Below are 24,993 nucleotides of genomic sequence, written 5' to 3' on the forward strand. Positions count from 1 at the left end.
CCACGCCGCAGCAAGGAACGCCGTGCAAGCGCAGTGCTCCTGCGAAAGCAGGAGCCCAGGGCCAAGCAAACCAACGCCTGACGCCTGGAACCCCTGGGCTCCTGCTTTCGCAGGAGCACTGGGGGAGTTTTGCAAGTTCCGCGATCACGTCCGGGGTGACGGGATGAATATGGCGGGGTTCGCGGCATGAGCGCGCTTGCCGTCGCCATCGTCGTGTTCGGGCTCGCGCTGATCGGCTGGCTTGCCGCGCGGATGCGCGCGGCGACGTTCCGCACACCGGGACGCGCGCGCTTCACCGCTTTGCCCGTCCATTACGGCTATTTCGTCGGCATCTGCGCGCTGGTGCCGCCGCTCGTCTTCCTCGCGACGTGGAGCCTGACCGCACCCGCGCTGGTCACCGACGCGGTGCTCGCCACCCCCGCCGCCGCGGCGCTGCCGCCGCCCGGCTTCGAGCGCGCATCGATCCTGTCGGAAGCGCGCGAGCTCGGCGCCGGGCGCAGCTACGGCGCCTTCCACGACCTGTCGGCGAAGCTCGCCCCCGCCTATGCCGCCGCGCAGCATCGCTACGACTGGATCGCCACCGCGATCGCGCTGCTGCTCGCCTTCGCCGGCGGCGGCCTCGCCTTCACGCGGGTGCGTCCCGATTTCGCCGCGCGCACGCAGGTCGAGCGCGTCGTCATGCTGCTGCTGCTCGCCGCGTCGCTGATCGCGATCCTCACCACGATCGGCATCGTCGCGTCGTTGCTCTACGAATCGGCGCGCTTCTTCCGCATCGTGCCGATCGGCGAGTTCCTGTTCGGCACGCACTGGAGCCCGCAGGTGATCGACGCGCGCGATCCCGGCGCCAGTCTCGGCGCGGTGCCGCTGTTCTGGGGCACCTTCTTCATCGGTGCGGTGATCGCGATGGCGGTCGCCATCCCGTTCGGGCTGATGAGCGCGATCTACCTCACCCAATATGCGCACGCCCGCACGCGCGCCTGGCTGAAGCCGGTGCTCGAGATGCTCGCCGGCGTGCCGACCGTCGTCTACGGCTATTTCGCCGCGCTCACCGTCGCGCCGGCGGTGCGCGAACTGGGCGTCGCGCTCGGCGTCGCCAACGCCTCGTCGGAAAGCGCGCTGGCGGCGGGCGCGGTGATGGGGATCATGATCATCCCCTTCGTCTCGTCGATGGCGGACGATTCGATCGCCGCCGTCCCCGCGTCGATGCGCGACGGCAGCCTCGCGATGGGCGCGACCCAGTCCGAGACGATCCGCCGCGTGATCCTGCCCGCCGCGCTGCCCGGCGTCGTCGGCGGCATCCTGCTCGCGGTCTCCCGCGCGATCGGCGAGACGATGATCGTCGTCATGGCGGCGAGCGGCGTCGCGACGCTCACCGCCAATCCCTTCGCCAGCACGACGACCGTCACCAAGCAGATCGTCGACCTGCTCACCGGCGAGGCGGAGTTCGACAGCGCCAAGACGCTTGCCGCCTTCGCGCTCGGCCTCACCCTGTTCGTCATCACGCTGGCGCTCAACATCGTCGCGCTGACCGTCGTCAAACGCTATCGGGAAGCCTATGAGTAAGTCGCGCCTGCCCACCGACTGGAAGGCGGCGTCGGTGCAGCGGCGCACGCGGCGGCGCTATGCCGCCGAGCGGCGCTTCCGGCTGATGGGGCTCGCCGCCGTGTGGCTGTCGGCGGGGTTCCTTGCCTTCCTGCTCGTCAGCATGGTGTCGGAGGGGCTGAGCGGCTTCCGCCAGGCGCGCGTCACGTTGCCGATCGATCTCGCCGCGGCGAAACTGGCGGTGACGCCGCAGCAGGTGCGCGGCCGCGGCGCCGATCTCGCGCTCGCCGGCGCCGGGCTGGAGGGCGCGGTCGACCGCGCCGCGACGCAGGCGTTCGGACCGGGCGGCGCCGATCTGATCTCCGACGGCGCCTGGCTGGTGGTGCGCGACGCGATCGAGGCCGATCCGGCGCTGCTGCGCCGCCGCACCACGATCGCGGTGCCGGTGGCGAGCGCGATCGACGTCGCCGCCAAGCACGACGGCACCCCCGCCGCCGAGGCGATCGTGACGCGGCTCAAGGCGCGCGGGGTCCTGACGATGGGCTGGAGCGCCGGCTTCCTCACCGCCGCCGATGCGACCGACCCGACCCGCGTCGGCATCTGGGGCGCGCTCAAGGGCTCGCTGCTGACGATGGCGGTGACGATCGCGCTCGCCTTCCCGATCGGCGTGCTCGCCGCGCTGTATCTCGAGGAATATGCGCCGCGGAACCGCTGGACCGACCTGATCGAGGTGTCGATCAACAATCTCGCCGCGGTGCCGTCGATCATCTTCGGCCTGCTCGGCCTCGCGGTGTTCCTCGGCACCTTCCACCTGCCGCGCTCGGCGCCGCTGGTCGGCGGACTGACGCTCGCGCTGATGACGATGCCGGTGATCGTCATCACCGGCCGCAACGCGATCAAGGCGGTGCCGCCGTCGATCCGCGACGCCGCGCTCGCGGTCGGCGCCTCGCCGGTACAGGTGGTGTTCGACCATGTCCTCCCCCTCGCGCTGCCCGGCATCCTCACCGGCACGATCATCGGCATGGCGCGCGCGCTCGGCGAGACCGCGCCGCTGCTGATGATCGGCATGCGCGCGTTTATCGCCGCGCCGCCGTCGCGGCTTACCGATCCCGCCACCGTGCTGCCGGTGCAGATCTTCCTGTGGTCCGACGATATCGACCGCGGCTTCGTCGAGAAGACCTCGGCGGCGATCATCGTGCTGCTCGTCGTGCTGCTCGCGATGAACGGGCTCGCCATCTACCTCCGCAACCGATTCGAGACCCGCTGGTGACCCCGAAGATTTCCGCCCGTGACGTCAGCGTCTTCTATGGCGCCAAACAGGCGATCGACCATGTCTCGATCGACGTCGACCAGGACAATGTCCTCGCCTTCATCGGTCCCTCGGGCTGCGGCAAGTCGACCTTCCTGCGCACGCTCAACCGGATGAACGACACCGTCGCCGCGGCGCGGGTCAGCGGCGAGATCCTGCTTGACGGCGAGGACATCTACGCCAGCGGCATGGACGTCGTGCAGTTGCGCGCACGCGTCGGCATGGTGTTCCAGAAGCCCAACCCCTTCCCCAAGTCGATCTACGAGAATGTCGCCTACGGGCCGCGCATCCACGGCCTCGCCACCGCGCGCGCCGATCTCGACGCGTTGGTCGAGCAGTCGCTGCGCCGCGCCGGCCTGTGGGACGAGGTCAAGGATCGCCTGTCGGACAGCGGCACCGCGCTGTCGGGTGGCCAGCAGCAGCGCCTGTGCATCGCGCGCGCGATCGCGGTCGATCCCGAAGTGATCCTGATGGACGAACCGTGCAGCGCGCTCGACCCGATCGCCACCGCCAAGATCGAGGAGCTGATCCACGAGCTGAAGGGCCGCTATGCGATCGTGATCGTCACGCACAACATGCAGCAGGCGGCGCGCGTCTCGCAGCAGACCGCCTTCTTCCACCTCGGCCAGCTCGTCGAGTTCGGCGCGACCAGCGACATCTTCACCAACCCGCGGGAAGAGCGCACCCGCGATTACATCACCGGCCGCTACGGCTGAGGGGACGGACATGCCATTGGACCATACCGTCAAGGCGTTCGACGCCGATATCGGCCAGCTGCGGGGGATGATCTCGCAGATGGGCGGCCTCGCCGAGGATGCGATCGCGCAAGCGATGCAGGCGCTCGCCCGCCCCGACCCCGCGCTCGCCGCGCGGGTGCGCGCCGACGACAAGGCGATCGACGCGATCGAGGCGGAGGTCGAACGGCTCGCGGTGCGGATCATCGCGCTGCGCGCGCCGATGGCGGTCGACCTGCGCGAGGTCGTCGCCGCGCTCAAGATCGCCGCGGTGGTCGAGCGGATCGGCGATTATGCCAAGAACATCGCCAAGCGCGTGCCGATGATCGCCAATGCCAATGACGGCAGCGATCACCGTATCGAACCGATCTCGCTGCTGCCGTCGATGGCGCGGATGGCGAGCGACATGGTGCGCCAGGCGCTCGACGCCTTCGCCGCGCGCGACCCCGAGGCGGCGCGGCGCGTCGTCGAGAGCGATGCCGCGCTCGACGATTTCTACGACAGCATTTTCCGCACCCTCGTCACCTACATGGTCGAGAATCCGCGCACGATCAGCCAGGTCGCGCACCTGCTGTTCGTCGCCAAGAACCTGGAGAGGATCGGCGACCACGCGACCAACGTCGCCGAAATGGTCTATTTCGCCGCAACCGGCACCCAGATGGCCGACCGCGACCGCGGCGGCCCGGACAAGGACATACGCTGATGGCCCGCGCCTCCATGCTGCTGGTCGAGGACGATGCCGCCCTCGCCGAACTGCTGATCTATCATTTCAAGCGCGAGGATTTCGACGTCGCGCACACCCCGGACGGCGAGGAGGCGCTGTTGCTCGCCAAGGAGAAGGCGCCCGACATCGTCCTGCTTGACTGGATGGTCGAGGGATTGAGCGGCATCGAGGTGTGCCGCCGCCTGCGCCGGATGACCGAGACGCAGAACGTGCCGATCATCATGCTGACGGCGCGCGGCGAGGAGGAGGACCGCATCCGCGGGCTCGAGACCGGCGCCGACGATTACGTCACCAAGCCCTTCTCGCCACGCGAGCTGGTCGCGCGGGTGAGCGCGGTGCTGCGCCGCGTCCGGCCCGCGCTCGCCGGCGAGGCGCTGACCTATGACGACATCGAGATGGACACGGTCGGCCACAAGGTCCGCCGCTCGGGCGAGGTCGTGCCGTTGGGGCCGACCGAATTCCGCCTGCTCAAGCATTTCCTCGAACATCCCGGCTGGGTGTTCAGCCGCGAGCGGCTGCTCGACGCGGTCTGGGGCCACGACAGCGACATCGAGAGTCGCACCGTCGACGTCCATATTCGCCGCCTGCGCAAGGCGATCAACATCGGCAACCGCCCGGACCTGATCCGCACCGTCCGATCGGCAGGCTATTCGCTCGATTCGGGCACCTGAGGCGGCGGGAGCGGCGTCGGGACGTAAGGACTTATGCCGTAGCGGTCGGTTAGGCTCGATCGGCTTCCTCACCGATACGTCACCCCGGACTCGTTCCGGGGTCCACTCTGCGGCGAGGAGGTCGGCTGGGATGGGAGCGCGCGCCCGCGGCGCGGTGGACCCCGGAACAAGTCCGGGGTGACGAAGCACGCCGGGAAAGTGACTCGCCTGCGCGAGCGATCTTCTCCTCCATAGCCCGCGTTGCCCGAAATAGAATCGCACGCGAAACGATGGAGAAAAGTCCGCATTGGGACGTTGGGCGCAGGCGTTGACGAAATGACGCATGAGATTCGATAGGAGATCCCGCGATGAAGCTCATTCTGCTGGCCGCCACGGCCCTGATTGCTGCCCCCGTCCTGGCGCAGACCACCCCGGCGCCGACCGACGCCCAGACGACCACGCCGGCTGATCCCGCCGCCGCCCCGGCCGATCCGGCCGCGGCCCCCGCCGACCCTGCAGCCGCGCCGGCGCCCGCCGATCCCGCTGCTGCGCCCGTGCCCACCCCGCAGGCGAGCACGCCCGCGCCGGCTTCGACCGGCGGCGCGACCCCGGCCGGCGGCTATGCCCCGAGCGGCTCGGCGATCAGCGGCGGTACGCCCGGTGCCAGCCTGCCGCCGGTGTTCCGCCCCGCGCCGAGCCCCGATCAGGCTTTCCCGGCACCCGCGCCGCTGGCCAAATATCCGGTCTGCAAGAAGGGCCAGTACGATCAGTGCATCCAGCGCGGCGGCAAGAAGTAAGCCGGTGCCGCAGCCGGGATGACCGGTTGCCAGATGCCACTTAACGTTTAGGGAAAGGCGCTCCATCATTGCGAGGAGCGCCTTTTTCATGTCCCCCATCCGCTTCGACGGCCGCGTGGCCATCGTCACCGGCGCCGGCGGCGGCCTCGGTCGTCATTATGCGCTCGAACTCGCCCGGCGCGGCGCGCGCGTGGTGGTCAACGACCTCGGCGGGGCGCGGGACGGCACCGGTCATAGCGACGCCGCGCTCGCGGTGGTGGACGAGATCCGCGCCGCCGGCGGCGAGGCGATGTCCAACGGCGGCAACGTCGCCGAATACGAACAGATGGCCGATATGGTAGCACAGGCGAAGGCCGCCTGGGGCGGCGTCCATATCCTCATCAACAACGCCGGCGTGCTGCGCGACAAGACCTTCGCCAAGATGGACCCGGCGGATTTCGAGTTCGTCGTCCGCGTCCATCTGCTCGGCTCCGCCTTCGCCACGAAGGCCTGCTGGGAGACGTTCCGCGAGCAGACCTACGGCCGCGTGCTGATGACCTCGTCGTCGAGCGGCCTGTTCGGCAATTTCGGCCAGGCGAATTACGGCGCGGCGAAGCTCGGCCTCGCCGGCCTGACCAGGACGCTGGCGATCGAGGGCGCGAAGCACGACATCCGCGTCAACACGCTCGCGCCCACCGCCGGCACGCGGATGACCGAAGACCTGTTCCCCGCCGCCGCCTTCCACGCCTTCGCCCCCGAAAAGGTCGCGCCGGGCGCGCTCTACCTGGTCAGCGAGGATGCGCCGACCAACGTCATCCTCGGCGCCGGCGCGGGCGCGTTCCAGGCCTCGTACGTGACGCTGACCCGCGGCGCGCTGCTCACCGGCGACGATCTGTCCCCTGAAGGCGTCGCCGCGCATTGGGCGGCGATCACCGACCGCACTGGCGAGACCGTACCCAAGACCGGTGCCGAACAGGCGATGACGATCGGCGCCCTGCTGCAGGGCGGATGAGGGCTAGGCGGGACCGACATCCAGCGTCTTGGAGAAATAGGACCGGATGTCAGCTCGCCCTGACCGCCTGACGCGGCAGGACGCCGGGCGTCATTCCACCAGCTTCATCAGCCGGCGCTCGACGGGCGCCAGCACCGGCCCCAGTTCGTGGCCGCGCTTGAGCACCACGCCCTGTTCGCCGATCAGCGCCCACATGCCCTGCTTGCCGCGCAGGGCCGGGCGTTTCTCGATGCGGAACTCGGGGCGCTCGGCGGCCCGGCGGAAGGCGGCGAAGACCGCGGCGTCCTTGCCGAGCTCCAGCGCATAATCCTTCCAATGGCCCGCCGCGACCATCCGGCCGTAGAGATCGAGGATGCGGTTGAGTTCGAGGCGTTCGAAGCCGACTTGCGACGGCTTGCCGGCGTGCGGAAACGGCGTGACGATACCCATCAGGCGCGATCACGCTCCGCTTCGGGCATTTGTTCCCCCAGCAGCGCATCGAGCCGCTTGCGCATCGATTCCAGCTCGCAGCGCATGATCTCCATTTTCTGCGTCGCCGGATCGAACATCTCGCTGCACGGTGTGCCATAAGGGACGAACCGCGCCGGCGTCGCCGCCGCGCCGCCCTCGACCATCGTCGCGCGCGCGGGAATGCCGACCATCACCGCGCCTTCGGGCACGTCGCGCGTCACCACCGCATTGGCGCCGACGCGCGCGCGCGGGCCGACGAGGATCGGGCCGAGCACCTGCGCCCCCGACCCGATGATCACGCCATCGGCCAGGGTCGGGTGGCGCTTGCCGGCGACGCCGTTGTCGGGACTGGTGCCGCCCAGCGTCACGCATTGGTAGATGGTGACGTCGTCGCCGATCTCCGCGGTCTCGCCGATCACGACGAAACCGTGATCGATGAAGAAGTTGCGGCCGATGCTCGCACCCGGATGGATATCGATCGCGGTCCAGGCGCGGGAGATGTGGTTGACCAGCCGGGCGAGGAAGAACAGCCGCCGCCGGTACAAGGCGTGCGCGATGCGATGCAGCCCGACCGCCCAGACGCCGGGATAGAGAAGGATCTCGGCGCGCGAATGCGGAGCCGGATCGCGCGCCTTGATCGAATCCAGATAGGCGGCCAAGCGTCCGAACATGCGCCAACGTCTCCCGAGCAGATACGCGAATGTAGCCACTCGCCGGGCAAATTGCCATGGCCGGCCCGCGCCGCTTGGGTGCGACAAAGCCCAGCTTTGTTGTAGGATTTGACGCGGCCGTGCACGATGAGGGCGATAGCGGGTAATCTCGAACCCGACATTCTGCCGGAGAGACGATTGCCGATGCCCGACTTCCTCCTCGCCATCGACTGGACCCAGGTGCTGCCGTTCGTCGCGATCGGCTTCGCCGCCCAGGTGGTCGACGGCGCGCTCGGCATGGCATTCGGCGTGATCAACTCGACGCTGCTGGTGACGGTGATGGGCGTGCCGCCCGCGGTCGCCTCCGCCAGCGTCCATGCGGTCGAGACCTTCACCACCGCCGCCTCCGGGATCAGCCACATCGCGCATCGCAACGTCGACTGGAAGCTGTTCCGCCGGCTGGTCATCCCCGGCGTGATCGGCGCGGCGCTCGGCGCGACCCTGCTCAGCAACGTCGATGCCTCGGTCGCCAAGCCGTTCGTGATGGCCTATCTCGCCTGCATCGGCCTCTATCTGCTGTTCCGCGCGGTGAAGGGCCGGATCGAGCCGCGCACGCCCAAGGTGATCGCGCCGCTCGGCCTCGTCGGCGGCTTCCTCGATGCGGCGGGCGGCGGCGGCTGGGGGCCGGTCGTCACCTCCAACCTGCTGATCCAGGGCGCGACCCCGCGCCATACGATCGGCACGGTCAACACCGCCGAATTCTTCCTGACCGCGACCGCCTCGATCACCTTCTTCATCGCGCTCGGCTGGTCGGCGTTCACGCTGCACACGCTCGGCATCCTGATCGGCGGCCTCGTCGCCGCGCCGCTCGGCGGCATCCTCGCCAAGCGCGTGCCGACTCGCGGGCTGATGGCGATGGTCGGCGTGCTGCTGACGCTGACCAGCGCCTGGTCGATCTACGCCGCACTCGCGAAATAAATCTGCCGCAGGCGCAGCACGGCTAAATCCGCACAAACGCGCGGCTTTCGTCCTGTGATCGCCCCATTCGATCACAGGGTGCGAACAGATTGATTTTGCACTGCGGCATGAGCACCTATATCCGGTCCACGTCATTCAACCGGAGACCCGACATGGCCCTCATCGGCAGCAAACTGAAGCCGTTCACCACCCAGGCCTATAAGGAAGGCAAGTTCGTCAGCGTCAGCGACAGCGACGTGCTCGGCAAGTGGGCGGTCTTCTTCTTCTACCCGGCCGATTTCACCTTCGTCTGCCCGACCGAGCTGGAGGACCTCGCCGACGTCTATCCGACGCTGCAGAAGATGGGCGTCGAGGTGTACAGCGTGTCGACCGATACGCACTTCAGCCACAAGGCGTGGCACGACAGCTCGCCGGCGATCGGCAAGATCAACTATTTCATGCTGGGCGACCAGAACCACAGCATCAGCACCAATTTCGAGATCCTGCGCGAAGGCCAGGGCCTCGCCGATCGCGGCACCTTCGTGGTCGATCCCGAGGGCGTCATTCAGCTGATCGAAGTGACCTCGGAAGGCGTCGGCCGCAACGCCGCCGAACTGCTGCGCAAGATCAAGGCCGCGCAGTATATCGCTGCGCACCCGGGCGAAGTCTGCCCGGCGAAGTGGGAAGAGGGTGAGGAAACGCTCGCCCCCAGCCTCGACCTCGTCGGCAAGATCTAAGCGAATCCCTGCCTCTCCCCGTGGCAGGTGATCGCGGCCCGGGGTGGTTCCCTCCGCCCCGGGCCGCTTGTTTTTGAAGACGCCAATTTTTTTCGGAGTGCCCCCATGCTCGACGCCAATCTGACGCAGCAGCTGAAGGCCTATCTGGTCAACATCCGCGAGCCCATCGAACTGGTCGCCAGCCTGGGCGACGACGCCAAGTCGCAGCAGATGCGCGAGCTGATCGACGAGATCGCCGCACTGTCCGACAAGATCACCACCGCGACCGGCGACGATGCGCGCCGCCCCAGCTTCATGATCCGCCGCACCGGCACCGATATCGGCGTGCGCTTCGCCGGCCTGCCGATGGGGCATGAATTCACCTCGCTGGTGCTGGCGCTGCTCCAGGTCGGCGGTCATCCGTCGAAGGCGGCGCAGGACCTGCTCGACCAAGTCCGCGGCCTCGACGGCGACTATCGGTTCGAGACCTATTTCTCGCTGTCCTGCGCCAATTGCCCCGACGTGGTGCAGGCGCTCAACCTGATGGCGGTCCTTAATCCGCGCGTGACGCACACCGCGATCGACGGCGCGCTGTTCCAGGACGAGGTCGCCAGCCGCAAGGTGATGGCGGTGCCGACGGTCTTCCTCAACGGCGAGGTGTTCGGCCAGGGCCGGATGGAGCTGGAGCAGATCGTCGCCAAGCTCGACACCGGCGCCTCGGCGCGGGCCGCGGCGTCGATCGCCGCCAAGGATGCGTTCGACGTGCTCGTCGTCGGCGGCGGCCCCGCCGGTGCCGCGGCGGCGATCTACACCGCGCGCAAGGGCATCCGCACCGGCATCCTCGCCGAGCGGTTCGGCGGTCAGGTCGCCGACACGATGGCGATCGAGAATCTCGTCTCGGTGCCGCATACCGAGGGGCCGAAGCTGGTCGCCGATCTCGAACGCCACGTCCGCGAATATGACGTCGACATCATGAACCTCCAGCGCGCCGAAAAGCTGATCCCGGCGCCCGAGGGCGGCCTGCACGAACTGGTGCTGGAAAATGGCGCATCGCTCAAGGCGCGCACCGTCATCCTGTCGACCGGCGCGCGCTGGCGGCAGATGAACGTGCCGGGCGAGGACGCCTATAAGAACAAGGGTGTCGCTTATTGCCCGCATTGCGACGGCCCGCTGTTCAAGGGCAAGCGCGTCGCGGTGATCGGCGGCGGCAACTCGGGCGTCGAGGCGGCGATCGACCTCGCCGGGCTGGTCGCGCACGTCACGCTGATCGAATATGACACCGACCTGCGCGCCGATGCCGTGCTCCAGCGCAAGCTCGCCAGCCTGACCAACGTCACGATCATCACCTCGGCGCTGACCACCGAAGTGCATGGCGACGGCGACAAGGTAACCGCGCTCTCCTATCGCGATCGCACCCACGGCACGATGCACCGCGTCGAGCTGGAGGGGATCTTCGTGCAGATCGGACTGGTGCCGAACACCGAGTGGCTGGCGGGATCGATCGCCCTGTCTCCGCGTGGCGAGATCGAGGTCGACGACCGCGGCCACACGTCGCAGCCGGGCATCTTCGCCGCGGGCGATGCGACCACCGTGCCGTTCAAGCAGATCGTGATCGCGATGGGTGCCGGCTCCACCGCCGCGCTGGCGGCGTTCGACCACCTCATCCGCCTCCCCGCGGAAGAAACGCACGACTGGGAAGAAGCGGCGGAATAAGTCGCCAAATTCCTCCCCGGAACGGGGAGGTGGCACGGCGCAGCCGTGACGGAGGGGGGCTTCCACACGCGTCACGGTCGCGGAAGCCCCCCTCCACCATTCGCTTCGCGAACGGTCCCCCTCCCCGTGCCGGGGAGGACTTAGGGGGTAGCGCCTCCCGCCCTGCCCCCCTATCTGCCGACCCCATGGCAGCGACCTACCTCCCGACGCTGAAGCAGCTGCAATATCTCGTTGCGCTGAAGGACGCGGGCCATTTCGGCCGTGCCGCCGACGCCTGTTTCGTCACCCAGTCCACCCTCTCCGCCGGCCTGCGCGAGCTCGAGACGCTGATCGGCGTGACGCTGGTCGAGCGCACCCGCCGCGTCGTCCGCTTCACGCCTTTGGGCGACCGGATCGCCGACAAGGCGCGGCGCGTGCTGCGCGAGGCGGAGGAATTGGGCGATATCGCCCGCGCCGCCGGCCGGCCGCTGTCGGGCGAGATGCGGATGAGCGTCATCCCGACGATCGCGCCGTTCATGCTGCCGCACATCCTGCCGCGGCTGCGCCGCGACTATCCCGATCTCAAGCTGTTCCTGCGCGAGGAGCCCTCGGGCGCCGCCTGCGAGGGACTGCACAACGGCCGCACCGATTGCGTGCTGCTCGCTTTGCCCTTCGCCTGCGGCGACGTCGCCTCGCATCCGCTGTTCGACGACCGCCTGTTCGTCGCCTATCAGCCGCAGGACATGCCGAGCGATCCGCCGACGATCCCGGCGTCGCTGATCGACGAGACGCGGCTGCTCCTCCTCGAGGACGGTCATTGCCTCAAGGATCATGCGCTGTCGGCGTGCAACCGCCCGGAATTGCGCGCCGAGGCGACGATGCTTGGCACCTCGCTGCATACGATCGTGCAGATGGTCGACAACGGCCTCGGCATGACGATGCTGCCCGAGATGGCGCTGAAGGCCGGCATCCTCGACCATACCGATATCGTCGCGCGGCCGCTCGACGCCGACAATGCGGTGCGGCGGATCGCGCTGGTCTGGCGCCGCGCCTCGCCACGCGAAAAGGACTTCCAGTTGCTCGCCGAGGCGCTCGCCGAAGCGCGGTAATCCACAGGAGCCGATGTGATCCGATCCCAGACCCACGCGCGGCGTATCGCCGCGCTGCTTCTCGCCGCCGGCCTCGCCGGTTGCGTGCCGCCCGCGGCCGCGCCGGTCAGCGCGCCGCCGCCGCCGCCGGCCGCCGCCGCACCGGTGGCGGTCGACCCGTCGCACATCGAGTCCGACGCGATGATCGCCACCTCGATCGCGGCGACGCCGGGGCTGAACACGCTGGCGGCGGAGCTTCGCACCGCCGAACTCGACGCGTTGCTCGCCGGCAACGGCCCCTATACCCTGTTCGCGCCCACCGACACGGCGTTCACCCGGCTCGCGCCGGGGATCGCCGGCGATCTGCTCGCCCCCGAGAACCGCGCGGCGCTGGTCGCGTTGCTGCGCTATCATATCGTGCCGGGGACGATGACCACCGAACAGCTCACCCAGCGCATCCGGGCGGGCGGCGGCCGCACGGTGCTGACGACGCTCGGCGGCCAGCCGATCACCGCGACGCTGACCGGCGACGTCATCACGCTGACCAGCGTGACCGGGAACCGCAGCTACGTGGAGGCGGCCGACGTCGCGCAGGCGAACGGCGTGATCCACGTGGTCAACGGCGTGCTGGTACCGAATTTGCCGCAATAAGGGACCAGCGCCCCTACTAACTCCGTTCGTGCTGAGCTTGTCGAAGCACCTTGAGACTCACTGCCCTTCGACAGGCTCAGGGCAAACGGCAAAGATGGGACGTGAGCAAGTCGGATCGACCTACCCCTCCCACCGCTTCGCCGCCTCCGCATCCGTCTCGCGCGCCTCGACCCAGCGCGATTCCCCCCCACGCGTCTCGCGCTTCCAGAACGGCGCATCGGTCTTGAGCCGGTCGATCAGATAGGCGCACGCCTCCAGCGCCGCGGCGCGATGCGCGGACGAGGCCGCGACGAAGACGATCCGCGTCCCCGGCGTCATCGGCCCGACGCGGTGGACGATCGTCGCCCCGCCCAGCGCCCAGCGCTCCACCGCCCCGGCGGCGACCCGGAACAGCGCCGCCTCGGTGGCGCCGGGATAATGTTCCAGCTCCAGCGTTCCCACGCCCCCCGCTTCGTCCGCGTCGGCGCGGACCAGCCCGGTGAAGGTCGCGACCGCGCCGGTCCCGGCCGCCGCCTCGGCGAGCGCCATCTCCGCGGCGATATCGATCGCCTCGGGCGTGACGACGATGCGGATCATCCGCCCGTCACCGGCGGGAACAGCGCCACCTCGCGCGCGCCGAGGATCGTCGCGTCCATCGTCACGAACGCCTGATCCACCGCCGCACGCAGCCGCCCGCGATCGGCCAGCGCCTCGGCGCTGACCTCGTCGCGCGCCGCCAGCCAGTCGACCAGCGCCGCCACCGTCGTCACCGCGGCGGGCGCCTCGACCATTTCCTGCGACCGGCCCATGCGCTCGCGCACCCAGGCGAAATAGAGCATCTCGAGTCGCATCGTTCAGTCCATATGCTTCAGGCCGACGCGCAGATAATCCCAGCCCGTCACCAGCGTCAGCGCCGCCGCCGCCCACAGGCAGCCGAGCCCGGTCACCTTGATCCACGCCTGCGCCGGCAGCGCCCCGGCGAGGATCAGCGCGCCGAACGCGACGAGCTGCAGCGTCGTCTTCCACTTGGCGAGCTTCGACACCGGCAGCGACACCTGCAGGCCGGCGAGGAATTCGCGCAGCCCCGACACCGCGATCTCGCGCAGCAGGATGATCAGCGCGGCGATCAGGTGGACGCCGGTGATGAGCGCGCTGTCGTCGTGCCGCGTGCCGACGAGCATCAGGATCACCGCGGCGACCATGATCTTGTCGGCGATCGGATCGAGGAACACGCCGAGCTTCGACACCGCCCCCTGCGCGCGGGCGAGATAGCCGTCGAAATAATCGGTGATCCCCATCAGGCAGTAGAGCGCGAAGGCGATCCCGAACCCCGCCTCCCACCGCGGCCACCACAGGAAGGCGACGAGCAACGGCACCGCGACGATCCGCGACAGCGTCAGGAGGTTGGGCAAGGTCAGCATCGCCGTCTTCCTACTCCGCCGGGGGAGCGGGCGGAACCCCAAGCTTCCTCTCCCTGCAAGCGAGGCGAGGCTATCGCATTGGCGCGTCGGTGTGCCCCGGTCGTGTCCCACCCCCACGCCGTCACCCCGGCCCTGCGCCGGGGTCCCGCTTCTTGGACGGCGCGGAAAAGCGGGATGCCGGATCGAGTCCGGCATGACGGAAGATACTGGTGCCGCTGCAACACCCCGACCGGTCATATGCAGCGGCGCCGGCGAGGGAGGGGCGATGCCGCCCGCACCTTCCCCGTTGGCGCGCCCTGCGCAAACGGCTATGCCCGTCACAATACCGCCACGATCAAAGGCCGTTACTCGCATGCTGAATGCCATGGGGTTGCTGAAGCAGCGCCGCTTCCTGCCCCTCTTCACCACCCAGTTCCTCGGCGCCTTCAACGACAATCTGTTCAAGACGTCGATGGTGCTGTTCGCGACCTATGCGATCTTCAACGATCCGCACATGGAGACGAACTTCAACGCGCTGGCGACGGGTATCGCGATCCTGCCCTTCTTCCTGTTCTCGGCGCTCGCCGGACAATTGGCGGACAGCCACGACAAGGCGCGGATCATCCGCATCGTCAAGACCGCCGAGATCGGCATTATGCTGCTCGGCGCCGCCGGGCTGATGGTCGCGCGCGCCGGCCTGCCGACGCTCGGCGTTGCGCTGATGCTCGGCGCGGTGTTGTTCCTCGGCGTCCATTCGACCTTCTTCGGGCCGATCAAATACGCGATCCTGCCGCAGCATCTCAAAGCGCAGGACGTGCTCGGCGGCACCGGGCTGGTCGAGGCGGGGACCTATCTCGCGATCCTGCTCGGCACGATCGTCGCCGGCTACGTCCCGATCGAGGGCGCGGCGATCCTCGTCCTCGTCGTTGCGGCGATCGGCTGGTTCGCCGCGCGCCAGATTCCGCCGGCGCCGCGCGAGGGACCGCGACTCAAGCTCAACTACAATCCGTTCACCGCCTCGTGGCGGCTGATCCGCACGACAATGCACATCCCGCGGCTGTTCCTCGCGATCTGCGCGATCAGCTTCTTCTGGACGATCGGTGCGGTGCTCATCATCATCTTCCCGCCGCTGGTGAAGAACGTGCTCACCGCCGACAAGATGGTGGCGAGCGGCGCGATCGCGGTCTTCTCGGTCGGCGTCGCGATCGGTTCGGTGGTCATCAATACGATGCTGAAGGGGCGGATCAGCGCGCGCTACTCGCCGCTGTCGGTGATCGCGATGGGCGGCTTCGTCGTCGTCTTCTCGGTCCTGTGCCGCACCTGGATCCCGGCGGCGCCGGGCCAATATTACGACTGGACGCAATTCGTCGCCCAGCCGCGCGCCATCCCGATCATGCTGAGCCTGCTGGCGATCGCCACCACCGGCGGCATGTTCGTCGTGCCGCTCTACGCCTTCCTCACCACCACGGTGGAGAAGGACCAGACCGCGCGCACCGTCGCGGCGAACAACGTCGTCAATTCGGGCGCGATGACCTTGGGGTCGATCGCAGCGATCGGCATCAACATCGCCGGCGTCCAGCCGGTCGACATGCTGTTCCTCGTCGCCGCGATGTGCCTGATCTCGGCCTGGATCGCGCAGCGGCTGCATCGCGCCTGCGACTGAGTCGGCGCTAAAACAGGAACGTATAGAAGCAGGTGAAGAAGGCGGCGAAGCTGAGCAGGAACAGCTTCCAGTCCGCGTCGTCGCTTTTCCTCACGTCGGGCAGCACCGGCGGCGGCAGCGTCCGCCGGAACGGGTGACGGGCCGATTCATTGGTGAGGACGAGGCGTCTGGTCATGATGAGGATGTTAACGCCTCGTTTACGATATCGACCAGCGCGAAAGGTGGTTAAACCTGACCTGTCCACGGATGGGACGTTAACGATGAGGACCGCGTCATGAGTGTCGCCTTCCGCCGCGAGAGCGACGAGGAGCATCTGGAGCCCAAGTTCGAGCTGCCCATCCCGAGTGCACCCAATCTCGTCACCGCCGCGGGCAAGCGGCTGATCGAGGAGCGGATCGCCACGCTGGAGGCGGCGATCGCCGCCGCCGATGCGCCGGCGGTCGACGCGCTGCGCCGGGATCTGCGCTATTGGCAGACGCGCCGCACCACCGCGGTGCCCACCGCCGCGCCGGCGGACGGCAGCGCCGGCTTCGGCACGCGGGTGACGATCCGCCTCGCGGGCAAGACCCGGACGATCGCGATCGTCGGCGACGACGAGGCCGACCCGCCTGCCGACCGGCTCGCCTATGGCGCCCCGCTGGCGCATGCGCTGATCGGCGCCGAGCCCGACGACGTGCTCGCCTTCAATGGTCGCGACGCGGCGATCGAGGTGCTCGCGGTCGAAGCGATCGATCCGCGGGAGGACTAGCCGGGCTACGGGACCGGGGGGATCCCGTAGCGCGACCGTCGGGCACCGGGGAGCGCCCGGACGTCGATGGGTCGAGTGTGGGAGAGAACGCCACCGACGCGCGCATCGCTAGCCACGCCATATTGCCGCGATATTTCCGCTTTGGACCGGTCGAGACATCCGCAGGCAATGCGCCGGCATGATGACACCCGGCGAAGGAGCCCAGCCCATGCCGGCATCGCCGATGATCGCCACCTGCCTTGCGACCCGCCACCGGCCCGGCCGCAAACAGAGCGAAATCGGCGGCGTCCGTCGCGCGCGCTGCGTCTGCTGCGGCATGCAGTTGATGCGCACCGCGATCAGCCGCCGCTGGATCATTGCCGACCAACTGGGCTGACGGCGCGGGCGGCAGAGACCTGCCCCTACACCGGCAACGTCACCCGCGCGATCGCGCCGCCGTCGGGATGGTTGGCGATCGTCGCATCGCCGCCGTGCGCGCGCGCGACGCCGCGCACGCTGCTCAGCCCCAGCCCGATCCCGCCGGTATCGCGGTTGCGCGACCGCTCGCCGCGGAAGAAGGGCTCGAACAGGCGATGCAGATCCTCGGGCGCGATGCCGGGACCATGGTCGCGCACCTCGATCAGCGCATGGCCGTCGATCCGGCTCAGCATCACCTCGGCATCGCCGCCATATTTGAGCGCATTGCCGACGAGGTTGGCGATCAGCGACTTCAGCCCCGCCGCATCGCCCTCGATCACCAGCGGCTCGCCGTCGTGGAGCGTCACCGGCTCGCCGCGATCCTCCAGTTCGTCGGTGACGCTCTCGACCAGCGAGCGCAGGTCGAGCCGGCGCCGCTCGCCGATCTGGTTGCCGTCGCGGAAGAAGCCGAGCGCCGCCTGGATCATCGCCTGCATGTCGCGGATGTCCGCCTCGCTGGCGCTGCGCAGCGGCTCGGGCGCGCGCTCCAGCCGCAGGCCCAGCCGCATCAGCGGCGTGCGCAGGTCGTGCGCGATCGCCGCGATCATCATCGTGCGATCCTCGACATAGCGATTGAGCCGCGCCTGCATGCGGTTGAACGCCGCCGCCGCGTCGGCGATCTCCGCCGGCCCGCCGAGCGGCAACGGTGCCGCGCGCGGATCGCGGCCGAGCCGCTCCGCCGCCGCGCCGAAGGCGGCGATCGGCTTGGTCAGCCGCCGCGCCAGCAGCCAGGCGAAGGGCGCGATCGCGACCAGCGCCGCCAGCAGCCACAGGAACGCCCGCCACCGCCAGCTTTCGAAGCCGGTGCGCGCCGCCCGCGCGATCCGCCAGCTGCCGTCGGGCTGATGCACCGAGACGGTGAAGCGCCCGAACAGGATCTGATTGCGCGCATCGGGCGAGCGCGCCCGTTCGGGATAGCCCTCGCGTCGCGGCATCGGCCCGAAGACGATCGGCGGCGGCCCGCCGAAATGGACGTGGACGAGGTCGAGCGGCAGTTCGAGCTGTGCCGCCATCAGCCGCCGGATCCGCGCACCGCGCGCATCGTAAGGCGCGGGGTTGCTCGCCTCGCGCGTCACCAGCACCTCGCCGGTCGCGTCGCGGCCGGTGCGCAGCGCGGTGGCGACCTGCGGCACCGAGAAGATGCGCGGCGTCGGCGGGGTGATGAACACGACCAGCGCGACGTTGAGCGCCTGCACCGTCGCGACGCTCAGCAGCATCACGAGGAAGACGCGCCAGAACAGCGACTTGGCGACCCAGCCGATCCCCAGTCGGGACGCCGGCCGCCAGCTCATGTCCGCGCCACCGCCGGCACGAACAGATAGCCTTCGTTGCGGATGGTACGGATGATGTCGTCGCCGCCGCTGCGCAGCTTGCGCCGCAGCCGGCTGATCTGCACGTCGATCGCGCGATCGAACGCCTCGCTGTTGGGACCGCGCGCCGCCTCGAGCAGCAACTCGCGCGACAGCACCCGCCGCGGCCGCTCGGCGAAGACGCGCAGCAGCGCGAACTCACCATCGGTCAGCCCGACCAGCACGCCCTGCGTGTCGAACAATTCATGCGCCATCAGGTCCATCGTCCAGCCGTCGAAGCTCAGCCGCGACCGGTCGGCGGGCTCGGCCTGCTGCCGGCTGCGCAGCGCGGCGCGAACGGTGGCGATCACCTCGCGCGCGCTGCACGGCTTGGTCAGGTAATGGCTCGCACCGATCTCCAGCCCGACGATGCGGTCGCGTTCCTCGCCCAAGGCGCTCAGCATGATGACCGCCGGGCCCCCGTCGCGGGTGATGCGGCGGCAGGCGGAGATGCCGTCCTCGCCCGGCATCATCACGTCGAGCAGCACCGCGTCGATCCGGTCGCGCTCCAGCACCGCGTCCATCTCGCGGGTGTTGGCGGCGGCCTGCACGCGATAGCCGCGCGCGCCGAGGCTCTGGGTCAGCAGGGTACGGATCTCGCGATCGTCGTCGACCACCAGGATCGCCGCCGGTTCGTCCCCCGATGCCCCTGCATTGTGCTGTTGGCTCATCATCGCCCTCTCTTGGCGCCGAATTGTTTCCGCCGGATAACCGCATGATATCGGGTTGCGCCGGTCGTGGACATCCAACTGCAACATTGGGCTGGTTCACAGTGTCGTTCACCCGGGGAACCGCCATGAATCGCACCATTGTCATCGCCCTGCTCGCCTGCACCGCCGTGCCGGTCGCCGCCCAACAGCCGCCCGCCCACGGCAACCGCCGCACCTTCATCAGTCCGATGGGCCAGCCGTTCCACGGCGACGATGCCGCGCCCGATCCCGAACGCGCCTGGTTCGACGCGGCCGACGCCAACAAGGACGGCGCGATCACCCGCGCCGAGTTCCAGGCCGACGCCAGTCGCTTCTTCGCGACGCTCGACCGCAAGCACGACGGCGAGATCGATCCCGACGACATCGATTATTACGAAAGCACGATCGCGCCGGAGGTCCGCTCGGGCAGCGGCGGGTCGGGGGTGATCGCGAGCAGTTCCGATTCGGACGGCGGCGGCAAGGCGCCTGCCTATGACGCCGGCAAGCTCGGCGCGGCGCGCTTCAGCTATTTCCAGCTCCCCGAGCCGGTCACTGCGGCGGACCGCAACTTCAACCGCGGCGTCGACGCGCGCGAATTCGCCGACGCCGCCGACAAGCGCTTCGCCTCGCTCGACAAGAACCACGACGGCAAATTGAGCTGGGACGAACTGCCCCACGTCACCGGCCGCGCCGCGGCGATGAGTCGCGGCGGCGGGCGTGGCGGCGGTGGTGGCGGCCATCACGGCGGCGGCGGCCGCCGCGGTGGCGGCATGGGCGGCGCGGGTGGTGGCTTCGGCGGCGCAGGCACCGGCCCCGGCGGCGACATGACCGGCCTCGGCCGGGACTAATTCCTCCCTCGCTTTAGCTGGGGAGGGGGACCGCCCGGCATAGCCGGGTGGTGGAGGGGGCGTCTCCACATACGGCAAGCCCACCGTATCCTCCCCCTCCGTCAGGCCTTCGGCCTGCCACCTCCCCCTGGCGGGGGAGGAGTTTGGACGGCGTTGCTTCCTCGCAAAACAGGAGGACAGCGCTGGAGGTCACCCCCGCCGCCGGATCAATCCAGCCGCCGCGCCAGCTCCTTGTTGAGCCCCAGCGCCACCAGCGTCGCGAACGCGCCCGACAGCAGGTACCCGCCCGCCGCCAGCAGCCCGAACTGGCTCGCCAGCACCAGCGCGGCGAGCGGCGCGAAGCCCGCGCCGAACAGCCACGCGAGGTCCGACGTCAGCGCCGCACCGGTATAGCGCGCCCGCTTGGGGAAATTGTTGGTCACCGCGCCCGACGACTGGCCGAACGACAGGCCGAGCAGCACGAAGCCGCCGATCATGAACGCCAGCTCGCCCGCATCGCCCCCGGCGAGCAGCTGCGGCGCGAAGCCGCTGAACACCGCGATCGCCGCCGCGGTATAGCCGAGCACCGAACGCCGCCCGATCCGGTCGGCGAGCAGGCCCGAAATCACCACCGCGCCGAGCCCGAAGAAGGCGCCGATGATCTCGATCCCCAGGAAGCGCGCGATATCCTCGTTGGTGTAGAGCGCGATCCACGACAGCGGGAACACCGTCACCATATGGAACAGCGCGAAGCTGGCGAGCGGCGCGAACGCGCCGATGACGATGTTGCGCCACTGCGCCTTGACCGTCGCGGTGACGCGCGAGGGGGTAAGCTCGCGCGTCTCGAACAGCCGGCTGTATTCCGGCGTCACGACGATGCGCAGCCGCGCGAACAGCGCCACCACGTTGAGCGCGAAGGCGACGAAGAACGGATAGCGCCAGCCCCACGACAGGAAGTCGATGCCCTCCATGTTGGCGAGCAGGAAGGCGAACAAGGCGCTCGCCACGATCAGCCCGAGCGGCGCACCGAGCTGCGGCACCATCGCATACCAGCCACGCTTCTCCGGCGGCGCGTTGAGCGCGAGCAGCGAGGCGAGACCGTCCCAGGCACCACCGAGCGCGAGGCCCTGGCCGATGCGAAAGGCGGCGAGCAGGATCGCCGACCACACGCCGACCTCGGCATAGCCGGGCAGGAAGGCGAGCGACACGGTCGAGGTGCCGAGCAGGAACAGCGCGATCGTCAGCTTGGTGCCGCGGCCGTGTTCGCGATCGACCCACATGAAGATCTGCGTGCCGATCGGGCGGGCGATGAACGCCAGCGGGAACAGCGCGAACGAATAGAGCGTGCCGGTCAGCCGGTCGACGTACGGGAAGACCAGCGCCGGAAAGACGATGACCGAGGCGATCGCATAGCAGAAGAAGTCGAAGAATTCCGACGTGCGCCCGATGATGACGCCGATCGCGATCTCACCCGGGTGGACCTCATGGTCCCCCTGCGTGTTGACGGCACGTGCATCGCGTTCGAGCGATCCGGAATGGGCGGAAGCCACTGACATGTATCGCAGTCCTGTCGTCTCGCAGCCCGAGGGCCGTCAGTCATCAACGCGCCGCACCCGGTTTCGGACGCAGCGCCAACATGACCCCTTACCGCAGCCGGCGGCGCACGGGGATAGGACAAAATGTCCTATTTTGCGGTGCAGCACACAGGCGTACCGGACCTGACGATGCGAACCTTCCCGTTCTCCCCCCTCCCGCCCCGTCGTGCACGCGCCATGCGCACTGCCGTCGCACTCCTTGCGCCTGCCCTGCTGGGCGGGTGCGACTGGGTGGTGATGAACCCGTCCGGCGACGTCGCGCGCCAGCAGGCCAATCTGATCCTGTGGTCGACCGGCCTGATGCTGCTGATCATCGTCCCGGTGATCGCGCTGACCATCCTGTTCGCGTGGAAATACCGCCACACGAACGAAGAGGCGGATTACGAGCCGCATTGGGACCATTCGACCGGGCTGGAGCTGATCATCTGGTCGGCGCCGCTGATGATCGTCATCGCGCTCGGCGCGCTGACCTGGATCAGCACCCATGCGCTCGACCCCTATCGCCCGCTGGCACGGCTGGAGCCGGGCAAGGTGCTGGCCAAGACCGACAAGCCGCTGGAGATCCAGGTGGTGTCGCTCGACTGGAAGTGGCTGTTCATCTACCCCGAACAGGGCGTGGCGACGGTCAACGAGCTGGTCCTGCCGATGAACCGCCAGGTCCGCTTCCGCATCACCTCGTCGTCGGTGATGAACACCTTCTACGTCCCCGCGATGGCCGGCATGATCTATTCGATGCCGGGCATGGAGACGCGGCTGCACGCCGTGCTCAACAAGCCGGGCCGGTTCGAGGGCCTGTCCGCCAACTATAGCGGCGCCGGCTTCTCCGACATGCACTTCACCGTCGACAGCGTCGACGACGCCGGCTTTGCCAAATGGGCCTCGGAGGCGCGCAGCGCGCCGGCGAAGCTCGACATGGCGACCTATATCCAGCTCGAAAAGCCGAGCGAGAAGGTGCCGGCGATCCGCTACGCCGCGTTCCAGCCGCAATTGTTCGACCGCATCCTCGGCATGTGCACCAAGCCGGGCGAGACCTGCATGCAGGCGACGATGATGAAGGACGGCGCCAGGGACCCGCATCGCGACAGCGGACACGGCGACCCGGTCAACGACAGCGGCCATATGCGTGGCAGCGAATCGAAGGGCGCCTTGCAGAAGGAGCCCGAGGAGAAGGGCAGCAGCCCGCACCGTAACGCCCCCCGTCCCGCCCCGCCCGGCAGCAACAAACCCGGCAACGAAGACAATCGCTCGATGACCTCCGCCGCCCCGCTGCCCGCCATGCTGACCGGCCTCACCGCCGCCGCCCGTTCGTAGGACCGACCTGATGTCCGATGCTTTGCTCAAGACGATTTTCGGGCGCCTGACGCTCGAGAGTTTCCCGATCCACGAACCGATCCTGATCGGCACCTTCGCGGTCGTCGCGATGGGTGGCGCCGCGCTGATCGCCGCACTGACCTATTTCAAGGTCTGGGGCTATCTGTGGAAGGAATGGTTCACCTCGGTCGACCACAAGAAGATCGGGATCATGTACATGATCCTCGGTATCGTCATGCTGCTGCGTGGCTTCTCCGACGCGATCATGATGCGCGCGCAGCAGGCGATGGCGTTCGGCCCCAACGAGGGCTTCCTGCCCGCGCACCATTACGACCAGGTGTTCACCGCGCACGGCGTCATCATGATCTTCTTCGTGGCGATGCCTTTCGTCACCGGGTTGATGAACTATGTCGTCCCGCTCCAGATTGGCGCGCGTGACGTCTCCTTCCCGTTCCTCAACAATTTCAGCTTCTGGATGACCGCCGCGGGTGCCGCGATCGTCATGGCCAGCCTGTTCGTCGGCGAGTTCGCCCGCACCGGCTGGCTGGCGATGGCGCCGCTGTCGGGGCTCGATTACTCGCCCGATGTCGGCGTCGACTATTACATCTGGTCGCTGCAGATCGCCGGCGTCGGAACCTTGCTGTCGGGCGTCAACCTGCTCGCGACGATCGTCAAGATGCGTGCGCCGGGCATGAGCCTGATGAAGATGCCGATCTTCACCTGGTCGGCGCTCGCCACCAACGTGCTGATCGTCGCCGCTTTCCCGGTGCTGACCGCGGTGCTCGCGATGCTCAGCCTCGACCGCTACGTCGGCACGCACTTCTTCACCAACACCATGGGCGGCAACCCCATGATGTACGTCAACATGATCTGGATCTGGGGCCACCCGGAGGTCTACATCCTGATCCTGCCGGCGTTCGGCGTGTTCAGCGAGGTCACCTCGACCTTCTGCGGCAAGCGCCTCTTCGGCTATACGTCGATGGTCTACGCGCTGCTGGTCATCACCATCCTCGCCTATCTCGTCTGGCTGCACCACTTCTTCACCATGGGGTCGGGCGCGAGCGTCAATTCGTTCTTCGGCATCACCACGATGATCATCTCGATCCCGACCGGGGCCAAGATCTTCAACTGGCTGTTCACGATGTACAAGGGCCGGATCCGCTTCGAACTGCCGATGATGTGGACGATCGCGTTCATGATCACCTTCGTCATCGGCGGCATGACCGGCGTATTGCTCGCCGTACCGCCCGCCGATTTCGTGCTGCACAACTCGCTGTTCCTGATCGCGCACTTCCACAACGTGATCATCGGCGGCGTGCTGTTCGGTATGTTCGCCGGGATCAACTATTGGTTCCCGAAGGCGTTCGGCTTCAAGCTCGACAAGAAGTGGGGCACGATCAGCTTCTGGTTCTGGGTCATCGGCTTCTATGTCGCGTTCATGCCGCTCTACGTACTCGGCCTGATGGGCGTGACGCGTCGCCTGCGCCACTTCGAGGACCCGTCGCTGCAGATCTGGTTCATCATCGCCGCGATCGGCGCCGCGATGATCGCGGTCGGCATCGCCGCCTTCCTGATCCAGTTCTACGTCAGCTTCCGCAACCGCGAGGCGCTGCGCGACTTCACCGGTGATCCGTGGAATGGCCGCAGCCTCGAATGGGCAACCTCGTCGCCGCCGCCGGCGTACAATTTCGCCTTCACGCCCGTCGTCCGCGATCTCGACGCCTGGTACGACATGAAGTCGAACGGCGCCGAACGGCCGATCACCGGCTTCCGCGACATCCACATGCCGCGCAACACCGGCGCCGGCATCATCCTGGCCGGCCTGTCGATGGTCGTCGGCCTGGCGATGATCTGGTACATCTGGTGGCTCGCCGCGCTGGCGTTCGTCGGATTGCTGGCGGTCGCGATCGGCCACACCTTCAACTATGACCGCGATTTCTACATCACCGCTGCCGAAGTCACCGCCGCCGAGGACGATCATACCCGGCAGCTGACCACGCACGCAGCGGTCGCGGGGGCCTGAGG

27 protein-coding genes are annotated in these 24,993 nt (G+C 68.4%); 18 read left to right on the top strand and 9 right to left on the bottom strand.

What is annotated here, in order from left to right; genetic code table 11:
• Nucleotides 1–186 precede the first annotated feature (186 nt).
• The 7 genes from pstC (at nt 187) to MC45_RS12035 (ending at nt 6,747) form a co-directional block, all read left to right on the top strand.
• Entirely contained in the window at nt 187–1,563 is a 1,377-nt protein-coding gene (gene pstC, locus MC45_RS12005) for a phosphate ABC transporter permease subunit PstC (protein WP_038663459.1), read from the top strand.
• Nucleotides 1,556–2,812: a phosphate ABC transporter permease PstA gene (gene pstA, locus MC45_RS12010; protein ID WP_052075642.1), complete on the top strand. Its 1,257-nt coding sequence runs from the start codon at nt 1,556–1,558 to the stop codon at nt 2,810–2,812. Before pstC ends, pstA begins: the two co-directional genes overlap by 8 nt.
• The gene (gene pstB, locus MC45_RS12015) at nt 2,794–3,567 is read left to right on the top strand and encodes a phosphate ABC transporter ATP-binding protein PstB (RefSeq protein ID WP_425424003.1); all 774 of its coding nucleotides are present in this window, start codon (nt 2,794–2,796) and stop codon (nt 3,565–3,567) included. Before pstA ends, pstB begins: the two co-directional genes overlap by 19 nt.
• Before the next feature lie 10 nt (nt 3,568–3,577).
• Complete coding sequence (gene phoU / locus MC45_RS12020; RefSeq protein WP_038663466.1) at nt 3,578–4,288, top strand: phosphate signaling complex protein PhoU; 711 nt, start codon at nt 3,578–3,580, stop codon at nt 4,286–4,288.
• Nucleotides 4,288–4,980, top strand: coding sequence for a phosphate regulon transcriptional regulator PhoB (gene phoB, locus MC45_RS12025; RefSeq protein ID WP_038663469.1), 693 nt, complete (start codon nt 4,288–4,290; stop codon nt 4,978–4,980). Before phoU ends, phoB begins: the two co-directional genes overlap by 1 nt.
• 347 nt (nt 4,981–5,327) lie before the next feature.
• The gene (locus MC45_RS12030; protein ID WP_038663472.1) at nt 5,328–5,756 is read left to right on the top strand and encodes a hypothetical protein; all 429 of its coding nucleotides are present in this window, start codon (nt 5,328–5,330) and stop codon (nt 5,754–5,756) included.
• Between the two features lie 88 nt (nt 5,757–5,844).
• Nucleotides 5,845–6,747 carry an SDR family NAD(P)-dependent oxidoreductase gene (locus MC45_RS12035; RefSeq protein ID WP_038663475.1) on the top strand — a complete coding sequence of 301 codons (903 nt, stop codon included), beginning with the start codon at nt 5,845–5,847 and terminating at the stop codon, nt 6,745–6,747.
• A 90-nt stretch (nt 6,748–6,837) separates the two neighbouring features.
• Here the strand turns inward: MC45_RS12035 and MC45_RS12040 are convergent, their stop codons facing one another.
• Together MC45_RS12040 and epsC are read right to left on the bottom strand one after the other, a co-directional pair.
• Entirely contained in the window at nt 6,838–7,176 is a 339-nt protein-coding gene (locus MC45_RS12040; protein WP_038663478.1) for a DUF2794 domain-containing protein, read from the bottom strand.
• Nucleotides 7,176–7,868 carry a serine O-acetyltransferase EpsC gene (epsC, locus tag MC45_RS12045; protein ID WP_038663481.1) on the bottom strand — a complete coding sequence of 231 codons (693 nt, stop codon included), beginning with the start codon at nt 7,866–7,868 and terminating at the stop codon, nt 7,176–7,178. Before epsC ends, MC45_RS12040 begins: the two co-directional genes overlap by 1 nt.
• Before the next feature lie 183 nt (nt 7,869–8,051).
• On the opposite strand from epsC, the gene MC45_RS12050 reads away from it, so the two are divergent.
• From MC45_RS12050 to MC45_RS12070, 5 genes are all read left to right on the top strand, one after another.
• Nucleotides 8,052–8,825, top strand: coding sequence for a sulfite exporter TauE/SafE family protein (locus tag MC45_RS12050; protein ID WP_038663484.1), 774 nt, complete (start codon nt 8,052–8,054; stop codon nt 8,823–8,825).
• Nucleotides 8,826–8,977: 152 nt separating this feature from the next.
• Nucleotides 8,978–9,541: an alkyl hydroperoxide reductase subunit C gene (ahpC, locus tag MC45_RS12055; protein WP_038667238.1), complete on the top strand. Its 564-nt coding sequence runs from the start codon at nt 8,978–8,980 to the stop codon at nt 9,539–9,541.
• A 105-nt stretch (nt 9,542–9,646) separates the two neighbouring features.
• Complete coding sequence (ahpF, locus tag MC45_RS12060; RefSeq protein WP_038663486.1) at nt 9,647–11,233, top strand: alkyl hydroperoxide reductase subunit F; 1,587 nt, start codon at nt 9,647–9,649, stop codon at nt 11,231–11,233.
• Nucleotides 11,234–11,418: 185 nt separating this feature from the next.
• Nucleotides 11,419–12,321, top strand: a complete 903-nt coding sequence (locus MC45_RS12065) for a hydrogen peroxide-inducible genes activator (protein WP_038663489.1) — start codon at nt 11,419–11,421, stop codon at nt 12,319–12,321.
• Between the two features lie 15 nt (nt 12,322–12,336).
• A complete protein-coding gene (locus MC45_RS12070) occupies nt 12,337–12,951 on the top strand; it encodes a fasciclin domain-containing protein (protein WP_052075643.1) in 615 nt (204 codons plus the stop codon).
• A gap of 120 nt (nt 12,952–13,071) precedes the next feature.
• Here the strand turns inward: MC45_RS12070 and MC45_RS12075 are convergent, their stop codons facing one another.
• The 3 genes from MC45_RS12075 to pgsA are packed head-to-tail and all read right to left on the bottom strand — an operon-like array spanning nt 13,072 to nt 14,351.
• Nucleotides 13,072–13,527, bottom strand: coding sequence for a molybdenum cofactor biosynthesis protein MoaE (locus MC45_RS12075; RefSeq protein ID WP_038663492.1), 456 nt, complete (start codon nt 13,525–13,527; stop codon nt 13,072–13,074).
• A complete protein-coding gene (gene moaD, locus MC45_RS12080) occupies nt 13,524–13,781 on the bottom strand; it encodes a molybdopterin converting factor subunit 1 (protein WP_038663495.1) in 258 nt (85 codons plus the stop codon). Before moaD ends, MC45_RS12075 begins: the two co-directional genes overlap by 4 nt.
• A 3-nt stretch (nt 13,782–13,784) precedes the next feature.
• Nucleotides 13,785–14,351, bottom strand: a complete 567-nt coding sequence (gene pgsA / locus MC45_RS12085; RefSeq protein ID WP_038663498.1) for a CDP-diacylglycerol--glycerol-3-phosphate 3-phosphatidyltransferase — start codon at nt 14,349–14,351, stop codon at nt 13,785–13,787.
• Between the two features lie 352 nt (nt 14,352–14,703).
• Between pgsA and MC45_RS12090 the strand changes: the two genes are divergently transcribed.
• Nucleotides 14,704–15,993, top strand: a complete 1,290-nt coding sequence (locus MC45_RS12090) for an MFS transporter (RefSeq protein ID WP_038663501.1) — start codon at nt 14,704–14,706, stop codon at nt 15,991–15,993.
• Nucleotides 15,994–16,000: 7 nt separating this feature from the next.
• Here MC45_RS12090 and MC45_RS19580 read toward each other — a convergent pair whose 3' ends face one another.
• The gene (locus MC45_RS19580; RefSeq protein ID WP_169742550.1) at nt 16,001–16,168 is read right to left on the bottom strand and encodes a hypothetical protein; all 168 of its coding nucleotides are present in this window, start codon (nt 16,166–16,168) and stop codon (nt 16,001–16,003) included.
• 99 nt (nt 16,169–16,267) lie between these two features.
• Here MC45_RS19580 and MC45_RS12095 point away from each other — a divergent pair, with 99 nt between their 5' ends.
• Both MC45_RS12095 and MC45_RS19330 read left to right on the top strand, forming a co-directional pair.
• Complete coding sequence (locus MC45_RS12095) at nt 16,268–16,741, top strand: GreA/GreB family elongation factor (protein WP_038663504.1); 474 nt, start codon at nt 16,268–16,270, stop codon at nt 16,739–16,741.
• A 208-nt stretch (nt 16,742–16,949) separates the two neighbouring features.
• The gene (locus tag MC45_RS19330) at nt 16,950–17,117 is read left to right on the top strand and encodes a hypothetical protein (protein WP_156143830.1); all 168 of its coding nucleotides are present in this window, start codon (nt 16,950–16,952) and stop codon (nt 17,115–17,117) included.
• A 25-nt stretch (nt 17,118–17,142) separates the two neighbouring features.
• Here the strand turns inward: MC45_RS19330 and MC45_RS12100 are convergent, their stop codons facing one another.
• Nucleotides 17,143–18,489 (bottom strand): sensor histidine kinase, encoded by a 1,347-nt coding sequence (locus MC45_RS12100; RefSeq protein ID WP_052075644.1) that lies wholly within the window; start codon nt 18,487–18,489, stop codon nt 17,143–17,145.
• Nucleotides 18,486–19,220, bottom strand: coding sequence for a response regulator (locus MC45_RS12105; protein WP_052075645.1), 735 nt, complete (start codon nt 19,218–19,220; stop codon nt 18,486–18,488). Before MC45_RS12105 ends, MC45_RS12100 begins: the two co-directional genes overlap by 4 nt.
• A gap of 122 nt (nt 19,221–19,342) precedes the next feature.
• On the opposite strand from MC45_RS12105, the gene MC45_RS19335 reads away from it, so the two are divergent.
• The gene (locus MC45_RS19335; protein ID WP_052075646.1) at nt 19,343–20,083 is read left to right on the top strand and encodes an EF-hand domain-containing protein; all 741 of its coding nucleotides are present in this window, start codon (nt 19,343–19,345) and stop codon (nt 20,081–20,083) included.
• A 206-nt stretch (nt 20,084–20,289) separates the two neighbouring features.
• On the opposite strand, the gene MC45_RS12115 is transcribed toward MC45_RS19335, so the two are convergent.
• Nucleotides 20,290–21,618, bottom strand: coding sequence for an MFS transporter (locus MC45_RS12115; RefSeq protein ID WP_038663507.1), 1,329 nt, complete (start codon nt 21,616–21,618; stop codon nt 20,290–20,292).
• Nucleotides 21,619–21,834: 216 nt separating this feature from the next.
• On the opposite strand from MC45_RS12115, the gene cyoA reads away from it, so the two are divergent.
• Both cyoA and cyoB read left to right on the top strand, forming a co-directional pair.
• Nucleotides 21,835–22,968 (top strand): ubiquinol oxidase subunit II, encoded by a 1,134-nt coding sequence (cyoA, locus tag MC45_RS12120; protein WP_038663509.1) that lies wholly within the window; start codon nt 21,835–21,837, stop codon nt 22,966–22,968.
• Between the two features lie 10 nt (nt 22,969–22,978).
• Nucleotides 22,979–24,991 (top strand): cytochrome o ubiquinol oxidase subunit I, encoded by a 2,013-nt coding sequence (cyoB, locus tag MC45_RS12125; RefSeq protein ID WP_137899090.1) that lies wholly within the window; start codon nt 22,979–22,981, stop codon nt 24,989–24,991.
• Nucleotides 24,992–24,993 lie beyond the last annotated feature (2 nt).

The sequence above is a fragment of the Sphingomonas taxi genome, from assembly GCF_000764535.1.
GTDB classification, from domain to species: Bacteria; Pseudomonadota; Alphaproteobacteria; order Sphingomonadales; family Sphingomonadaceae; genus Sphingomonas; species Sphingomonas taxi.

Bases quoted from the DNA above. Each gene is read 5' to 3' on its own strand.
- MC45_RS19335 (WP_052075646.1), top strand. From the start codon at position 19,343: ATGAATCGCACCATTGTCATCGCCCTGCTCGCCTGCACCGCCGTGCCG.
- MC45_RS12075 (WP_038663492.1), bottom strand. From the start codon at position 13,527: ATGATCCGCATCGTCGTCACGCCCGAGGCGATCGATATCGCCGCGGAG.
- MC45_RS12100 (WP_052075644.1), bottom strand. From the start codon at position 18,489: ATGAGCTGGCGGCCGGCGTCCCGACTGGGGATCGGCTGGGTCGCCAAG.
- ahpF (WP_038663486.1), top strand. From the start codon at position 9,647: ATGCTCGACGCCAATCTGACGCAGCAGCTGAAGGCCTATCTGGTCAAC.
- ahpC (WP_038667238.1), top strand. From the start codon at position 8,978: ATGGCCCTCATCGGCAGCAAACTGAAGCCGTTCACCACCCAGGCCTAT.
- MC45_RS19580 (WP_169742550.1), bottom strand. From the start codon at position 16,168: ATGACCAGACGCCTCGTCCTCACCAATGAATCGGCCCGTCACCCGTTC.
- pstC (WP_038663459.1), top strand. From the start codon at position 187: ATGAGCGCGCTTGCCGTCGCCATCGTCGTGTTCGGGCTCGCGCTGATC.
- phoB (WP_038663469.1), top strand. From the start codon at position 4,288: ATGGCCCGCGCCTCCATGCTGCTGGTCGAGGACGATGCCGCCCTCGCC.
- MC45_RS12030 (WP_038663472.1), top strand. From the start codon at position 5,328: ATGAAGCTCATTCTGCTGGCCGCCACGGCCCTGATTGCTGCCCCCGTC.
- MC45_RS12065 (WP_038663489.1), top strand. From the start codon at position 11,419: ATGGCAGCGACCTACCTCCCGACGCTGAAGCAGCTGCAATATCTCGTT.
- MC45_RS12050 (WP_038663484.1), top strand. From the start codon at position 8,052: ATGCCCGACTTCCTCCTCGCCATCGACTGGACCCAGGTGCTGCCGTTC.
- cyoA (WP_038663509.1), top strand. From the start codon at position 21,835: ATGCGCACTGCCGTCGCACTCCTTGCGCCTGCCCTGCTGGGCGGGTGC.
- cyoB (WP_137899090.1), top strand. From the start codon at position 22,979: ATGTCCGATGCTTTGCTCAAGACGATTTTCGGGCGCCTGACGCTCGAG.
- MC45_RS12095 (WP_038663504.1), top strand. From the start codon at position 16,268: ATGAGTGTCGCCTTCCGCCGCGAGAGCGACGAGGAGCATCTGGAGCCC.
- MC45_RS12115 (WP_038663507.1), bottom strand. From the start codon at position 21,618: ATGTCAGTGGCTTCCGCCCATTCCGGATCGCTCGAACGCGATGCACGT.
- pstA (WP_052075642.1), top strand. From the start codon at position 1,556: ATGAGTAAGTCGCGCCTGCCCACCGACTGGAAGGCGGCGTCGGTGCAG.
- phoU (WP_038663466.1), top strand. From the start codon at position 3,578: ATGCCATTGGACCATACCGTCAAGGCGTTCGACGCCGATATCGGCCAG.
- MC45_RS12090 (WP_038663501.1), top strand. From the start codon at position 14,704: ATGCTGAATGCCATGGGGTTGCTGAAGCAGCGCCGCTTCCTGCCCCTC.
- epsC (WP_038663481.1), bottom strand. From the start codon at position 7,868: ATGTTCGGACGCTTGGCCGCCTATCTGGATTCGATCAAGGCGCGCGAT.
- MC45_RS12040 (WP_038663478.1), bottom strand. From the start codon at position 7,176: ATGGGTATCGTCACGCCGTTTCCGCACGCCGGCAAGCCGTCGCAAGTC.
- moaD (WP_038663495.1), bottom strand. From the start codon at position 13,781: ATGCGACTCGAGATGCTCTATTTCGCCTGGGTGCGCGAGCGCATGGGC.
- MC45_RS19330 (WP_156143830.1), top strand. From the start codon at position 16,950: ATGCCGGCATCGCCGATGATCGCCACCTGCCTTGCGACCCGCCACCGG.
- pgsA (WP_038663498.1), bottom strand. From the start codon at position 14,351: ATGCTGACCTTGCCCAACCTCCTGACGCTGTCGCGGATCGTCGCGGTG.
- MC45_RS12035 (WP_038663475.1), top strand. From the start codon at position 5,845: ATGTCCCCCATCCGCTTCGACGGCCGCGTGGCCATCGTCACCGGCGCC.
- MC45_RS12105 (WP_052075645.1), bottom strand. From the start codon at position 19,220: ATGATGAGCCAACAGCACAATGCAGGGGCATCGGGGGACGAACCGGCG.